Source organism: uncultured Phyllobacterium sp., assembly GCF_902479695.1.
In the GTDB taxonomy this organism is placed as follows: Bacteria; Pseudomonadota; Alphaproteobacteria; order Rhizobiales; family Rhizobiaceae; genus Phyllobacterium; species Phyllobacterium calauticae.
The window spans coordinates 65,693-79,296 of the sequence record NZ_CABSQF010000003.1; the positions used below are offsets into that span (position 1 = coordinate 65,693).

Here is a 13,604-nt window from a genome sequence, read left to right on the forward strand (position 1 = left end):
GTTGGGTGAGGATAGGCCGGTGTCTACCCGCTTATTATGAACTCCATCTCTGTCCTTCTAACCAGCAGCAGGACTGCGTTGCTATGCTCCCCAAACGTTTGCGCTCTCTGCGTCGTAAAAACTATAAGGGATTCCTTTAGCGCCCAGTTTTTGATACTTTGCTAGCTCAGAATCAATCCCTTTGAGGCGGTCTTCGCTTGGTTTATAAACGCCGAAATAGAGGTGCTCGATATTTGAGCTGAAAAGTGACGTGTAAATGTGGCTGTCATTTTCAGCTGCAGAGTGACCGCAGATGAACACATTTCCACCGCTGGCTCTTAGCTTGTCTAAGCAATGTCTGAGATATGCTATCGAGTTTATTTTTTTTAATTTCGCCTGCCAAGTACCTTCTGCAACATACAGTGGCAAGCGCTTCTGCTGCGTAATTGATTGCGCAATAGCGTCGATAATGCCGGTATGCCCCATGAGCCTTTTTTGAACATCGCCGATCTCATCGAGAAATAAATGTAATCCACCATGAAGATTGTAAGTATTGCAGTAAGCCCCCGGCTTAAATGGTCCTCTGAAACCACCGGCTTCGATGCCAAGCCCGAATCCGTCCGTATAACCCTTCGTGTCGAGTTGAATCCAATAAAGCAATAGATCGTAATTCAGCGTGAAGTATGTTGCGAAGTTTTTTAGAAACGCGCGACTGCTTTCGAAGTGAGGCTCTATATCCTCGCGATGTGCAGGATGAATCGTGCGGATAGCGCCGACAAGTTGTTCCCGCAGCCTGTCGGCATCGGAGCGAAATTGGTTGGCTTGAGCCTCATTTTCGTAAGCATCTTCAACCTGTGCTGCTTCTTCAAGCGCCCTAATCACGGCCTCGAAGTCAACCGTGCCGAACGAGTCGAAGAGCCGCCGCAATGGTTCATCCTCATCCAAGTCTGTTTTCTCAAGGAGCGTCCGGTAGGTAAAGTATTGACTTGAAAAACCGTTTCCAATCAATAATGACCTGTCCTTGTTACTGGTTGCATCAATAGCCTCCTGGAACGTGTTAACAACTGGCATGAGATTTTAACTTCCATACTTTTAATGGTTACATATATACAAATCCATGAATTAACAGTGGCGACAGATTATTCATTTAATACCAGTAGTGTTATGCAATAGTTTTTAGTCAAATAATATTCATGATTAATAGTTTCGGACGCCATCCTACCCTTTATTGACCGCATGGCACGCAAATGAAAAATATGTGGTAAGTTTATCTCATTTCTTTGGAAACAATACATGACCGCTCTCAAAAGAACGATACTTCAGTCCTTTGCTAAATTGCCGAAGACCCTTTTGCGCAAATTTGTTATTCGTAAGCTAACAGAGACTGGCACCGAGATGCCGCTTGAGGCCGTCGATGCCTTTACAGATCATCTCCTTTCGGGACAACGCAGTGTTTTCTTCTGGCAAGACGGGACAGAGGGTGAACTAAAAGAACTAAGACTAGTCTTTACTGAGGAGGATGGCCGAGAGTTAGATGCAGCCATTACCAAAGCACTGGAGATCGTCCCAGAAGCCGTACAAAACGCCACAGCTCAAGCTGCCAAACTAATGTTTCGGGCGCTGTGCGAGCGTTGGACAATCGAAGGTATCGCCCAACACAGTGATGCTGAGGGATTTCGGGATCGGATGCAAGAACGTTGGGGTGAGGGTCTTGGTTACCTGCGCATGCTGCTCACATGTTGCCGCGAAGCTGGTCAGGAAGCGCTGACGCGTTACAATAAGTCTAAGTCCAACAAGTACACTTTTCGCCGTTGGGTATCTGTGCGGCTGCATGCACGGGCCTGTCAAGTTTCAGATGAAATTATTTGCCTGATGGAGAACGGTTTTGCTGATGGCGCCATGGCACGGTGGCGTACGTTGCATGAACTTTCCGTGGTTGCTGCCATGATCACAAACGGCGATGAGGACCTTGCCGAACGCTATATCCTTCACGACGCCGTCGAGGTAAAGCGTCAAGCCGACGAATACGATGCAACCCAACTACTGCTTGGCAACACCCCGATAAAAAAGCGGCAGCGGGCAGCCATCGAGCGCCGATACCAAACAGTCATGGACCGCTTTGGTCCAGCGTTTACCCACCCCTATGGATGGGCAGCCAAACATCTGAATCATAAAAAGCCAACGTTCAAAGAAGTTCAGGTTGCGGCTGGCAGTAGTGGTATGAACAGTTACTACAAACTGGCATCATTCAATGTTCATGCGGGAGCACGCAGCCTATTCTTCAATTTGAGTTCAATCGGCATTCAGGATGTCATTCTGGCTGGCAAAAGCAATGCTGGTCTTGCCGAGCCAGGCGACCGTATGGCCCAAACCTTGCTGCTTATTACCAGCCTGTGTATTGGCATCTCATCCAATTTCGATCGGATAGCTGAACTCAACTGCCTGATTCATATAAGAGACGCTGCTGGACTCGCGCTAAGGCGCGCGGAACGCCGCCTTGTGCGACAAGAGCGGGCGAGACAGAAGCTGGCGGCCGAGCAACAGGTGAAGCGCAATTCAATGAGTAAATAGATACTAACACGAGGATTGAATTACATATTTCCTCATTCATGCCTGATTTTACCCCTCTTTAGAATAGTTTTGAGCCTACGGCGCAATTATGTACTTCCCAGTGAGATATTACTTATGCCGCTGCATCAGGCAAGGTGAGCTTTCACGGCGACTGTTCCCCAATCATAATCCGGAATCGTCCCTAAGTGAGCTAATCGAACTTTAAGGGTTCCTTTCTCGTTCCAAGATTGGATCCCGACGAAGATATCGTCGCTCGCACTGCCCCACGCACGAGCGTGCCACATAAGGGGTCACAAGAGTGCATGATTTGGTTCAACTGAACCGTATCACCCAGTGGAAATTCCATAGTATTCTCCATTCGCCACACGTTTCTCCGAATTACAATAATCGAAACTCGCGAGTACTGGCGAACTTTACCAGAAGGGGGTCAAGTTTCTTGTGGATGCGTGATGGATGCTTACTTAAACGAACGTCCCGCTACGAAGTACTGCATCGACGAATGCCACTGCCGGCGACATCCCTCAAGCCACAGGCTCCATCCCCCGGCCCGTCTGGTGAAACCCGTTGATGGGGGGAGGTCCGCGTGGGCCGTTGGCCACTCAGGTGGCGTGTCTTGTCGAGCTGGTAGGGCGTTAGTAGGGTTGCAGTGTGCCAAGGCAAGCATCAGGGTGATACGGCGTGCTATAGGCCCGCGATGAAAACCCATGCTATATCAATATGTTATCCTATTCCACACCGCTCTGTGCCACGCGATCCAACCGTCTGAAACGGTTGCGGAATATAATTCGTAATGATGGGGTCCTCGGTTCGATTCCGGGAAGCGGCACCAGTTCCCCATTGATATAGTTGCGCGCGCCGGTAATTCGACCTGGGGATATGGCTCGTTTTTCGAATGGCGACTTCAAGACTGCGCCAGACGCTTCCTAACTACTTTCCGCACACGCCACCAGTAAGTCTGCTCCGCACCATCGCTGCGATACCACACGCGCTCATGTCGGGCGAAAGCCTCATGTTCCGGGTCGGCGTAGCTGGCAATAATGTCACCTGCCATGCTGTCGATCTCAGCTTTCGGGATCATTCTCGGCTTAATAGCGTCTATCCAAACGACCCATAGGATGAGGCCAATGAAAATCACAACCTGACTGCCGCAGAAGATCAGCAGAAACAGAGCTATACCTTGGAAAACCATATCCAACATTTGCCATCCTCGGACACATGACGATATGTAGATTATCGTCAACAAACTAAAAGTGGAAGCACTTTTGTGGACTATAATCCGTTGGACTATTGTCTACAGCATGATCAATCCGCAGAATGGAAAACGTTCGCGGAATTCTGGCGCGCAATGTCAGGCTTGGCAGACAGCAGCTGCATCTTTCTCAGGAAGAGCTCGCGGCTCAAGCAAATATTGACCGCACCTATATCTCGGGCATTGAGCGGGAAACGCGAAATCCAACCATTACGATTGTCGCCAAGATCGCGGAAGTTCTTGGAACCACGGCGGCGGCGCTGCTTACCAATCAATCAAAAACAACAGAATTCTAGCCTTGCAGGACATAACTCTCGCCCCCGCATAGCCACCTGCCAGCACACAAGGCAGCGCCAATGCTGGCATTGGCGGCCAAGCAAGCCGCCTCGGAGGCCATCTGCGCTGGTTATTTCGTCAGCTTGGCGACCTGCGTGCTGATGATGGCAATGAACAATCCGGGGTCACCAAAAGCCCGCGCGGAGAGCATGGCCCCGTGAACCGAGGCCATCAGCATCTGGGCCTCCTCCTCGGGCCGCCCGTTCAACCGGAACAGGTCCTGCTGCGCTCCGGCGCTCAGCACCGACGCAAGCCATGCCGCGAGACTTTGGAAATGCGCGCGGACGCGTGATGCGACCTCATCGGGCAGCATCGGCATCTCGCCAGCCAGCATCGCGCAGACGCAGAAGGGCTGCGAGGCATCGCGAATGCATGTGTCCCAGTAATTCAGGTAGAACTGCAACTGTTCGGCAGGGCTTGCGACCTGCGCGCGGAGCGCTTGCAAACCGGTTTCGGCCTGCTGCCTGTAACGGTCCACCAGCACCGCGACCAGTTCCGCCTTCGTCGGAAAGTGATGGTGGATGCTCGCCTTCCGGATGCCGATCGCAGCCGAGATATCGGCATAGCTGAACCCGTTATAGCCTCCCGCGACGATGAGAGACTGCGCGATATCAAGAATCTTTTCTGAAGTCGAAGCCATTGATTTCATAGCGCTGCCTACCTTCTGGTAGGCTGGATGTCAAGATTGTGCATCGCTCCCGCTTTTCACAATGAGGTGTTCGAGCACCGGGTTGACTCACAGGCGCAGCCTTCCTACTGGTAGGTAGACAACAACAAGGAATCTGCCAATGCAAAGCCAATCTTCAACCCCGTCCAGCTGGCTGCGAACCTATTATTTTGCGCGCGCCATCTTCTCCGTCGCATGGGTTGCCGCCGCCATTCTCTTCAGTGCGCAACCCGCTCTCGCCGTGGTTCTGCTCGTCATCTACCCGGCATGGGACGCCCTCGCCAATCTGGTTGATGCCCGTGTCAATGGCGGCCTGAAAGCCAACCCGTCCCAAGCATTGAATGTCGCGGTCAGCACGATAACGACGATTGCCGTCATCGCAGCGTCGAGCAGCAGCATGTATGCCGTGCTGGCGGTGTTTGGCGTCTGGGCGATCTTTTCAGGTCTGCTGCAGCTGAACACGGGAATAAAACGCTGGCGTCATTGCGGCGCGCAATGGCCGATGATCCTGAGCGGCGCGCAATCCGCCCTTGCCGGCGGTTTCATGATCAGCCGATCCATCGGCACTGTTGCGCCGACAATACTGGACATTGCTCCCTATGCGGCATTCGGCGCATTCTACTTCCTGCTTTCCGCAATCTGGCTTGCCGTCACGGCCTACCGCAAGGCAGTTGCCTAGGCGTTATCGCGCCCTAATCGCGATCCGGCGCGGCGGTGAACACCGCCCGTTGGGCAGCGAAGGCGCGCTGGTAGGCGGGGCGCGCTTCGCCGCGCGCGACATAGGCGGCAAGGCTCGGATATTCCGCCAGTATCCCCGACGCCCGCAGCCGGATGAGCACGTGCACCATCATCAGGTCCCCGGCGCTGAACGCGCCGTCGAGCCACTCGGCATCATCAAGCCGGGTGGAAACTTCGCCGAGCCGGTCCCGGATGCGGTTGTCGACGAGAGGCATGCGCTCTGCGCGCCAGCTCCTGTCCCCCTCCGCAAACAGGGCGACCTGACGCTCGAGGATCGGCGGTTCCACCGTGGCGACAGCGGCAAACATCCATGCGATGGCACGCGCCCGCGCATTGGCATTATCCGGCAGGAGGCCGGGATTGCGCCCTGCGATATGCAAGACGATGGCCCCGGATTCGAACAAAGCGAGCCCGTCTTCCTCATAGGTCGGAATCTGTCCGAACGGCTGCAGCGCCAGATGCGCGGGCTCCTTCATCGCCCTGAATGAAACAAGTCTGGTAGTGTAGGGCTGGCCGACTTCTTCCAGCGCCCAGCGCACGCGCATGTCGCGCGCCAGGCCCTGGCCCTTGTCGGGTGAGCGTTCAAAGGCGGTAATGGTTATCGTCATGGCGGTTCTCCATCGCTTCTGCGTCCTGAAGACGATTGGCTATGCGGGATTCCGACACTGCTTGCTTGAGATAATCTTCGCCCTTGGGGGAGCGTCATCCTTGACCCGCCGATCCATATAAGCCTCCGGCCAGCCGATATCGTCAAGAATATGGTCGGGAAGCTCGTTGATATGCCGGTGCGTACGGGCCTTGCGCCAGCGCCGCGCAAGAGGGCTGGACAGGCGCTTCATCCCGGTGATGACATGTGAAATCAAATCGGCCATTTCAGCCTCCATCATTCTGGTTTCCCGGTTGGTGCGGCCGTTGTCTCCCCCCCGGAAAGGGGGAGATCCCGTTGCCACGCAAACCGCGAGCGCCGGTCAGGACCAATGCGCGCGCAATTCACGGTTGAATGCTTCCGGCCGCTCCTCGGGGAAGAACAGCCGGGCGCCCTCGAACTCGACGACGCGGCGCGTGCCGGGTATGCGCCCGGCCAGCCAATGGGCCCACTTCCGGTCGAAATAGACGTCATCGGTCGCCCAGACGATCAGGGTCGGCACATCCAGCATGCGCAGTTTCGGCTCGATGGCGACGGTCTGGCTGTTGTCAAAGGCGGCAACGAAACGCTCGAGCCCGCGGATGCGATCCGGCGCGGAGAAATAGGGCTTGAGATAGATGTCGATCGTCGCGTCGCTGACGCTTGCCGTGTCCTCGTAGCAGGGGCCGAGCGCGCCGGGCGAACGGAAGATGTCCTTGTTGTCCAGCATCGCCGCCAGCGTATCGCGCAGGCCGCCTGACGCGCACAGGTCGACGAAGCCCTGGAACGCCTGCGGCGGCCAGTTGTCATGGGTGTCGCAGTCCGTCAGGGTAAGGCTGCGGACACGGCCTGGATGGTTGACGGCAAAGATCTGGCACACCGCGCCGCCGCCGTCATTGCCGACGAGATCGACCGCATCGATGCCAAGCGCATCGAGAAACTCCGCCAGCATTGCCGCCTGCGCGGCGGTGGACAGGTCCTGCGTCGCGGACGCCTCCGTCGCACCGTGGGCGAGCGTGTCGATGGCAATGCAGCGGCGGATATCCGACAGGCCCGCCAGCTGATGCCGCCAGAGATGGCTGTTGACGAGAATGCCATGGACGAAAAGCGCAACAGGGCCCGTACCCGCCTCGGCATAATGGATACGCCCGGACGGCGTATCCACGTGCTTGCGGGCAGCCTGAAACTGCTGCACGGTCATGACGGCTTCCTCGGGGCGGCTTCCCGCAGCTTGCCGGCGCATTCCTCGCAGCAGACTTCCACGGTCTGGTCGCCGATCTTGACTTCGATGATGGTCGCATCCAGCGCGTCATCGCAGACGGCACAGGTTTTCTGGCTCATGATCTCACCTCCTTTTCCCCGCCTATCGGGCAGGTGCAGGAGACCATCGCGAGCGTTTCGCTGCTATCGAGATCTTTAGCTGTTTCCGGGGTGCGCCGACTGGACAAAGGCGCTGGGCGAACGGCCATAGGCCTGTTTGAACGCCGCGGTGAAATGGCTGTGGCTGGAAAAGCCGAGATCGAGCGCCAGCGCCGTCAGATCATCCGAGCGCGGCAGCAGATCGAGGGCGCGGGCAAGGCGCAGGCGCAGGTGATAGCGGTAGAGCGGCATGCCTTCGACCTGCTGGAACACCTGGGTGAGATAGACGGGTGAGCCGCCGATCTCCCGGGCAATGTCAGCCAGGGTCCAGCGGCGGGAGAGATCGCCCGCCAGCAGCAGCTTGACCCTGTCGGCCAGACGGCTGCGGGCAAAGCTGGCGCGTGGCACGTGTGAGGTGCGCGGACCAAGACTGCGGCACACCAGCGTCAGCAACAGGCTTTCGGCTTCCAGCGGCTCGATGCTGGCGTTTTCCAGATGGTGCCGGAGGAGTGCCACCAGCGCTTGCGCCCGCGGGTCGATGCGCTGGTGCTGGCCGCGAAACCCGAACATACCGCCCTTTTTCAGCAGGGACGGCGGCGCCAGCTCCTGCAAAACCGTTTCGGGCAGCGCCATGGACAGGCTCGAGTCACCGCCGCGGACGGGGTGGCTGACCTGATAGCCCTCGCCCGCATTGAAGAACAGCACGTGGTTGGCATCGGCCACCGCCTGCCCGCTGCCGACATGCCTGACATAGACCCCGCGATAGGGGAAAACGAGGTGGGTGGCGGATGTGCATTCCTCGGCGCTGCGATGCCGGCAATGGCCGTGGCAGCGGACATTCTTCAGCGACACGACATCCGTATCGAGAAGATCGCTAACTTCAAATTCAGGCATTCCGGCCGTATTGCAAGGCTCGTTCATCGAAAGTCCAATTTCCCGCGGTGCTGTTTCAGCCTACATCAGGGCTCCTGACATCCTGATGTCAGGAGCTTTGAACAGACAATTCATCGGCAAATGATTGCTCGCCAATCGCCAAATCAGCCCTTATAAGGGGGCGCAGTGCGGTTTGTTGGGGATAAAGTTCCGCGTGCCTCGATATTGCCATGTTAGACAATAGCCTCGCGCGCAATGGAAGCGTGACGTACGGGACCTGATGACGCGATCAAACGCAAAAAGCAGAATCGAACAGGCAATCGACGATAATTTTGGCGCCATCCGCCAGATATCGCGCATTGTCCGCTTTTCGCTTTTCACCCATGCGCGCTTCCTCTCGGCCATTCTGGTCGCGGTGATTGCCTCTGCCGCCATGTTTGCAGGCGTCCTCACCGTCATGAACCGGCGCCCGCCCGTGGCCATCGCCGCCATTGCCGCACCGCTGCGCACGCGGCCGGCAGCCGCGCCGAAGGGCGACCGCCTCCCCCCGCCCGCCATCGTGCAGGCGGTACCGGTGGCCAAGGTGCTGGAAAGCCAGGCGGACGGTTCGACGGAAAAATTCGCCTATCATCAGGTCAAGCTCGGCGCGAACAAGCAAACGCGGGCGCGGCCCGGCGCGGGCCACGCCGCCGCACTCGCCCAGCGGTTTCCGCCCGCCAGCACCGATCCGTTCCAGTCCATTTTGACGGAGAAATCCACGAAGACCAAAACCACGGGCATGCCCGTGGCATTGGCGAGCTTGGGCGAAGAACGCATTCTCGTGCGCGGAACGCCGATCAATGTCAGCACGGCCAAGGTGCAGCCGGCTCCCGCTGTCGAGCAGGTGGTTGCCCTGCCCACCCAGGGCGGAGACATCGGCGGTCTCCTGGCCGCAGCCAACATGACCAACGAGGACCGGGCGGCGCTGCAGACGGCACTGACGGCCAGCAGCAGCGCGTCGCCGGAGCGGATCGAGCTTCTCCTGGAAAAGGCGCCGCGCAAGGATGCGCCTGAGCGGCTGCTGATGGCGCGGCTTTTCCGGCACGACAGCCCGCCATCCGATCTGGCGCGCGACGATGGCGGCATCCTGCGGCGCGTCAGCAACCCGCGGCAGTTCGAACGCCTCGCCCATGATGCCCACATGGCAAGCGCCGATGTGACCAGCCCCGATACGCGCAGGGACGACCGGGCGCAGGCGGCCGAAAAGGAATTTCCCGCCGCCATGCAGCAGCTGGAAAAGCTGAATGTTCCGGCCCACATGGCGGGACAAATCCTGCAGCTTGCCAAGGAAAACGGCATCAAGCTGACCGATGCGGCTCTGCTCGACCAATCCGTCGAACTGGTGTTCCGCACCAATGAACAGGGCGAATCCGAGCCTGTTGCCGTGACCTTCAACACGAAGGACAAGACCAAGCGGTTTTACCATTTCCGCGCAGCGCCCGGCAACAAGGCGGAATTCTTCGACGAGGACGGCCAGTCGGCCTCCAAGACCCTGATGAAAAACCCGGTTCCGAACGGGCGGCTCGGCGATGGTTTTGCCTGGCGCACGCACCCGATCCTGAAAGTGCGCAAGCACCACAACGGTGTCGACTACGCTGCGCCCTTCGGCTCGCCCATTCTCGCGGCGGGCGATGGCGAGGTGGTGCTGATCTCATCGGAATCCGGCTACGGCAAATATGTCCGCATCAAGCATGATGGCGGGTTCTTCACCACCTATTCGCATATTTCGCGAACGCCGCCATCGCTGAAAGTCGGCCAGCGTGTCAGCCAGGGGCAGGTGATTGCCTATATCGGCTCGACCGGCCTCTCCACGGGCCCGCATCTCTACTACGAACTGCGCATCGGCGATAAATATTACGACCCGACCGCAACACCGCTGCCTGCCGGAACCGATCTTGAAGGCGCGCGATTGACGGATTTCCGCAAGCAGATCAGCCACGTGGAAAACATCGAGAACTATATCGGCGCACGCATCGCCACCGCATTTGCCCCGCCGGACGATGGCCGGGTGCACACGGCCATCCATTAGATTTTTGCAGGACCAATCGGCGAAGGCCGATCAGTGGCTGCCCGCTTCGCTGTCGAGATGCGCCATCTGGGCGGCGGCATAGCGCTCTCCGGCAGCAGCGCCTTTCGGCACAGCCTGCTCGATGCGCTCCAGATCATCCCCGGACAAGGTCAGATCCAGCGCGCCCAGTGCTTCGCTCAGGCGATCCCGGCGGCGGGCGCCAACAACGGGAATGATGTCATCGCCCTGCGCGGCGACCCAGGCAATGGCAATCTGCGCCACGGTGACACCCCTGGCTTCGGCAATGCCCTGCAGCGCATCGACCAGACGCAGGTTCTTGTCGACATTCTCACCCTGAAAGCGCGGGCTGTGGGTACGGAAATCGGCAGGACCAGCCGCATCCTTGCGCCAATGGCCGCTGATCAGGCCACGTGACAGCACGCCATAGGCGGTGATGCCGATGCCCAGTTCCCGGCAGGTGGCGAGAATACGGTCCTCGATACCGCGCGAAATCAGCGAATACTCGATCTGCAGATCGACAATCGGATGGACGGCGGCAGCACGGCGGATGGTTTCGGGTCCAACCTCCGACAGGCCGATATGCCGGACAAACCCGGCCTTCACCATCTCTGCGATGGCACCGACCGTCTCCTCGATCGGCACATTCGGATCAAGGCGCGCCGGGCGATAGACGTCGATATAGTCGACACCCAGCCTTTGCAGGGAATAGGCGAGCGAGGTTTTCACCGCCGCGGGCCGTCCGTCAAAGCCGATCCAGCCGCCAGCAGGGTCACGCTGCGCACCGAACTTGACGCTGAGGATCGCCTGATCGCGCTTTGTGCCCTTGAGCGCTTCGCTGATCAGCAGCTCATTATGGCCCATGCCGTAGAAATCGCCGGTATCGAGCAGGTTGATGCCCGCTTCCAGCGCCGCGTGAATGGTCGCAATACTCTCGGCACGGTCAGCGGGACCGTATATGCCGGACATGCCCATGCAGCCCAGACCCAATGCCGAGACCTGCGGACCGGTTGCACCCAATGGACGAATTTGCATCTTGTCGAACTCCTTTTGCCGCCGCACTTCCTGCGGCAGGTTGGCTCTTTATAAACCAAGGGCATTTGTGCGATAATCTATCCTACTATGTACGGGCTGTACGGAAAACCGAACAATGAACGATCCCAATCTCAGCGATCTCGATGCGCTTGTGTCCGTGGCGCGAGCCCGCAGCTTCCGCGGCGCCGCCAAGCTGCGCGGTGTCTCGGCCTCGTCGCTCAGCGATGCCATCCGCCGGCTCGAAGAGCGTGTCGGCGTGCGCCTGCTCAACCGCACCACCCGCAGCGTTACGCCCACGGAGGCAGGCATACGCCTGCTCGAACGGCTGACGCCGGCACTCGGCGAGATCACCGGCGCGCTCGATGCGCTCAACAGTTTTCGCGATAGCCCGACGGGAACGCTGAAGCTGAATGTTCCCACCATCGTCGCCCACTGCATCCTGCCGCCGATTGTCAACCGGTTCCTCGCGGCACATCCGGGGATCAGGCTGGAAGTAACCACCAACGACACCTTCATCGACGTGCTGGCAGCCGGTTTCGACGCAGGTATCCGCTATGATGAAAGCATCGAGCAGGACATGATCGCCGTGCCCATTGGCCCGCGCACCCAGCGTTTCATCTGCGTTGCAACACCGGCCTATCTGGAAAAGCACGGCGAACCGCAGCACCCGAAGGACCTGCTGCAGCATGCCTGCATACGCCACCGCTTTGCCAGCGGCGCCATGGCGCCGTGGGAGTTCGAGCGGAATGGGGAACTGGTGAAGGTCAACCCGACGGGGCCGTTGATCGCCTCCACCATGGATCTGGAACTCGGTGCGGCGCTGGCAGATCTCGGCATCATCAGTACATTCGAGGAATTTTTGACGGAAGGCCTCGAAAGCGGCGCTTTCCGGCCCGTCCTCGCCGAATGGTGGCAGAGTTTTTCAGGCCCCTTCCTCTACTATCCGAGCCGCAGGCTCATGCCGGCTCCGCTGCGCGCATTCGTGGATTTCATCAAATCCGGCGGCGCGAAGCCTTGAAAGAGGGATGCCTATTCTTCCTCTTCCTCGTCATCATCGGACTCGATCACATCCCAGATGAAGGCGTTCAAACGCTCTTCGATGCTTTTCCTGGAAGCGCCGGCTTTTTCCATCTCGCGCTTGATCTTGACGAACTGCGCCTTGTCTTCGGGCGAGAGGTATTTTGCAGCGTTTTCGAGTGATGACATGGAACTGGACATACGCGGCTCATACCTTTTCGGACGCGACAATGGAAGGATCATATCACGCCCAGAGCCAGTCCACCCTTAAGAAGTTGAGGCAATATGCTGCTCCTGGCCGTTATCCCTGCCGCGCTCCGCCTTGTCACGACCCGCAGGGTCAGCCAAGAGCAGTGGTGGATTGCTGTCACCAAGCGGCATGTGACTGAGGATATGGATCCGGTTTTGCGCATCACGACGGATGGAATAGACCAGTTCGCCATCAAGACCGCTGTTCATCTGCCTGCTTGCGAGCCGGAACCGCAGCGTCAGCGCCACCAGCCCCAGCACGAAGGCGGGCGGAACGATCAGCCACAGCACCTTCAGCCAATCGGAGAGCGATTGGTACGTGTCAAAAAAATCCTGCCAGAAATTGTAGGTATCCATATCGATGGCTCAAAAATTCAACGTCAGTTGTGACTTATAGTATACATATCGCAAGCGCATTGACCAGCACTTTTCGCCTATTGTTACTCATAGTGTGTAGACTTAAAAGCTACATGCACGGCCACATGCCGCCATGGACTCAAGGCAGATCGTTGGCAGAAATGTGAGAAGAATCCGGGAAGAGATGGGCCTATCTCAGGAGCAGCTTGCCTTTGAGACAGAGCTGCACCGGACTTATATCAGCGGTGTCGAAAGAGGCGTCAGAAATCCGACGGTTCTGGTGATCGACCGTTTGGCAAAAGCACTTGGTGTGCCGCCCCATCGGCTTTTGATGCCGGGTAATATCTAGCTTAAATTGCAGCGATTACTGAATGGCTGGCATTCCCGTCCCGCGTGGTTCGACAAGCTCACCATGAGGGGGCCGGGTTGATTGCAAGGAGCCATATTCTGCAATGTTTGCGATTAGCTTTGCAGCCATCCACGT

17 protein-coding genes are annotated in these 13,604 nt (G+C 57.8%); 6 read left to right on the plus strand and 11 right to left on the minus strand.

The window, feature by feature from the left end; genetic code table 11:
• Positions 1-81: 81 nt before the first annotated feature.
• Positions 82-1,050, minus strand: a complete 969-nt coding sequence (locus RDL77_RS02715; RefSeq protein WP_288191709.1) for a DUF4917 family protein — start codon at positions 1,048-1,050, stop codon at positions 82-84.
• A gap of 222 nt (positions 1,051-1,272) precedes the next feature.
• Here RDL77_RS02715 and RDL77_RS02720 point away from each other — a divergent pair, with 222 nt between their 5' ends.
• The gene (locus RDL77_RS02720; protein WP_288191710.1) at positions 1,273-2,550 is read left to right on the plus strand and encodes a DUF5677 domain-containing protein; all 1,278 of its coding nucleotides are present in this window, start codon (positions 1,273-1,275) and stop codon (positions 2,548-2,550) included.
• 901 nt (positions 2,551-3,451) lie between these two features.
• On the opposite strand, the gene RDL77_RS02725 is transcribed toward RDL77_RS02720, so the two are convergent.
• Positions 3,452-3,748 carry a hypothetical protein gene (locus RDL77_RS02725; protein ID WP_374042645.1) on the minus strand — a complete coding sequence of 99 codons (297 nt, stop codon included), beginning with the start codon at positions 3,746-3,748 and terminating at the stop codon, positions 3,452-3,454.
• Positions 3,749-3,864: 116 nt separating this feature from the next.
• On the opposite strand from RDL77_RS02725, the gene RDL77_RS02730 reads away from it, so the two are divergent.
• Positions 3,865-4,095, plus strand: a complete 231-nt coding sequence (locus tag RDL77_RS02730; RefSeq protein ID WP_288191711.1) for a helix-turn-helix domain-containing protein — start codon at positions 3,865-3,867, stop codon at positions 4,093-4,095.
• Positions 4,096-4,205: 110 nt separating this feature from the next.
• On the opposite strand, the gene RDL77_RS02735 is transcribed toward RDL77_RS02730, so the two are convergent.
• Positions 4,206-4,784 carry a TetR/AcrR family transcriptional regulator gene (locus RDL77_RS02735; RefSeq protein ID WP_288191712.1) on the minus strand — a complete coding sequence of 193 codons (579 nt, stop codon included), beginning with the start codon at positions 4,782-4,784 and terminating at the stop codon, positions 4,206-4,208.
• Between the two features lie 139 nt (positions 4,785-4,923).
• On the opposite strand from RDL77_RS02735, the gene RDL77_RS02740 reads away from it, so the two are divergent.
• Entirely contained in the window at positions 4,924-5,481 is a 558-nt protein-coding gene (locus RDL77_RS02740) for a DUF308 domain-containing protein (protein ID WP_288191713.1), read from the plus strand.
• A 13-nt stretch (positions 5,482-5,494) separates the two neighbouring features.
• Here RDL77_RS02740 and RDL77_RS02745 read toward each other — a convergent pair whose 3' ends face one another.
• The 5 genes from RDL77_RS02745 to RDL77_RS02765 all read right to left on the minus strand — a co-directional run bounded on the left by RDL77_RS02745 (position 5,495) and on the right by RDL77_RS02765 (position 8,418).
• Positions 5,495-6,148, minus strand: a complete 654-nt coding sequence (locus RDL77_RS02745) for a glutathione S-transferase family protein (RefSeq protein ID WP_288191714.1) — start codon at positions 6,146-6,148, stop codon at positions 5,495-5,497.
• 39 nt (positions 6,149-6,187) lie between these two features.
• A complete protein-coding gene (locus RDL77_RS02750; RefSeq protein WP_288191715.1) occupies positions 6,188-6,427 on the minus strand; it encodes a DUF1127 domain-containing protein in 240 nt (79 codons plus the stop codon).
• A gap of 81 nt (positions 6,428-6,508) precedes the next feature.
• Complete coding sequence (locus tag RDL77_RS02755) at positions 6,509-7,366, minus strand: alpha/beta fold hydrolase (RefSeq protein WP_288191716.1); 858 nt, start codon at positions 7,364-7,366, stop codon at positions 6,509-6,511.
• Positions 7,363-7,506, minus strand: a complete 144-nt coding sequence (locus tag RDL77_RS02760) for a hypothetical protein (protein ID WP_223611938.1) — start codon at positions 7,504-7,506, stop codon at positions 7,363-7,365. Before RDL77_RS02760 ends, RDL77_RS02755 begins: the two co-directional genes overlap by 4 nt.
• Before the next feature lie 75 nt (positions 7,507-7,581).
• Positions 7,582-8,418 (minus strand): helix-turn-helix domain-containing protein, encoded by an 837-nt coding sequence (locus tag RDL77_RS02765; protein WP_288191717.1) that lies wholly within the window; start codon positions 8,416-8,418, stop codon positions 7,582-7,584.
• Positions 8,419-8,677: 259 nt separating this feature from the next.
• Here RDL77_RS02765 and RDL77_RS02770 point away from each other — a divergent pair, with 259 nt between their 5' ends.
• Complete coding sequence (locus RDL77_RS02770) at positions 8,678-10,465, plus strand: M23 family metallopeptidase (protein WP_288191718.1); 1,788 nt, start codon at positions 8,678-8,680, stop codon at positions 10,463-10,465.
• A gap of 30 nt (positions 10,466-10,495) precedes the next feature.
• On the opposite strand, the gene RDL77_RS02775 is transcribed toward RDL77_RS02770, so the two are convergent.
• The gene (locus RDL77_RS02775) at positions 10,496-11,497 is read right to left on the minus strand and encodes an aldo/keto reductase (protein WP_288191719.1); all 1,002 of its coding nucleotides are present in this window, start codon (positions 11,495-11,497) and stop codon (positions 10,496-10,498) included.
• 115 nt (positions 11,498-11,612) lie between these two features.
• Here RDL77_RS02775 and RDL77_RS02780 point away from each other — a divergent pair, with 115 nt between their 5' ends.
• Positions 11,613-12,515: a LysR family transcriptional regulator gene (locus tag RDL77_RS02780; protein ID WP_288191720.1), complete on the plus strand. Its 903-nt coding sequence runs from the start codon at positions 11,613-11,615 to the stop codon at positions 12,513-12,515.
• Between the two features lie 11 nt (positions 12,516-12,526).
• Here the strand turns inward: RDL77_RS02780 and RDL77_RS02785 are convergent, their stop codons facing one another.
• Positions 12,527-12,715: a hypothetical protein gene (locus RDL77_RS02785; RefSeq protein WP_223611946.1), complete on the minus strand. Its 189-nt coding sequence runs from the start codon at positions 12,713-12,715 to the stop codon at positions 12,527-12,529.
• 66 nt (positions 12,716-12,781) lie between these two features.
• Positions 12,782-13,120, minus strand: a complete 339-nt coding sequence (locus tag RDL77_RS02790) for a hypothetical protein (RefSeq protein ID WP_288191721.1) — start codon at positions 13,118-13,120, stop codon at positions 12,782-12,784.
• 133 nt (positions 13,121-13,253) lie between these two features.
• Between RDL77_RS02790 and RDL77_RS02795 the strand changes: the two genes are divergently transcribed.
• Positions 13,254-13,469, plus strand: a complete 216-nt coding sequence (locus RDL77_RS02795) for a helix-turn-helix domain-containing protein (RefSeq protein WP_288191722.1) — start codon at positions 13,254-13,256, stop codon at positions 13,467-13,469.
• Positions 13,470-13,604 lie beyond the last annotated feature (135 nt).

Coding starts and splice junctions, on each gene's coding strand:
- RDL77_RS02715 (WP_288191709.1), bottom strand. CDS start 1,050: ATGCCAGTTGTTAACACGTTCCAGGAGGCTATTGATGCAACCAGTAAC.
- RDL77_RS02720 (WP_288191710.1), top strand. CDS start 1,273: ATGACCGCTCTCAAAAGAACGATACTTCAGTCCTTTGCTAAATTGCCG.
- RDL77_RS02725 (WP_374042645.1), bottom strand. CDS start 3,748: ATGTTGGATATGGTTTTCCAAGGTATAGCTCTGTTTCTGCTGATCTTC.
- RDL77_RS02730 (WP_288191711.1), top strand. CDS start 3,865: ATGGAAAACGTTCGCGGAATTCTGGCGCGCAATGTCAGGCTTGGCAGA.
- RDL77_RS02735 (WP_288191712.1), bottom strand. CDS start 4,784: ATGAAATCAATGGCTTCGACTTCAGAAAAGATTCTTGATATCGCGCAG.
- RDL77_RS02740 (WP_288191713.1), top strand. CDS start 4,924: ATGCAAAGCCAATCTTCAACCCCGTCCAGCTGGCTGCGAACCTATTAT.
- RDL77_RS02745 (WP_288191714.1), bottom strand. CDS start 6,148: ATGACGATAACCATTACCGCCTTTGAACGCTCACCCGACAAGGGCCAG.
- RDL77_RS02750 (WP_288191715.1), bottom strand. CDS start 6,427: ATGATGGAGGCTGAAATGGCCGATTTGATTTCACATGTCATCACCGGG.
- RDL77_RS02755 (WP_288191716.1), bottom strand. CDS start 7,366: ATGACCGTGCAGCAGTTTCAGGCTGCCCGCAAGCACGTGGATACGCCG.
- RDL77_RS02760 (WP_223611938.1), bottom strand. CDS start 7,506: ATGAGCCAGAAAACCTGTGCCGTCTGCGATGACGCGCTGGATGCGACC.
- RDL77_RS02765 (WP_288191717.1), bottom strand. CDS start 8,418: ATGCCTGAATTTGAAGTTAGCGATCTTCTCGATACGGATGTCGTGTCG.
- RDL77_RS02770 (WP_288191718.1), top strand. CDS start 8,678: ATGACGCGATCAAACGCAAAAAGCAGAATCGAACAGGCAATCGACGAT.
- RDL77_RS02775 (WP_288191719.1), bottom strand. CDS start 11,497: ATGCAAATTCGTCCATTGGGTGCAACCGGTCCGCAGGTCTCGGCATTG.
- RDL77_RS02780 (WP_288191720.1), top strand. CDS start 11,613: ATGAACGATCCCAATCTCAGCGATCTCGATGCGCTTGTGTCCGTGGCG.
- RDL77_RS02785 (WP_223611946.1), bottom strand. CDS start 12,715: ATGTCCAGTTCCATGTCATCACTCGAAAACGCTGCAAAATACCTCTCG.
- RDL77_RS02790 (WP_288191721.1), bottom strand. CDS start 13,120: ATGGATACCTACAATTTCTGGCAGGATTTTTTTGACACGTACCAATCG.
- RDL77_RS02795 (WP_288191722.1), top strand. CDS start 13,254: ATGGACTCAAGGCAGATCGTTGGCAGAAATGTGAGAAGAATCCGGGAA.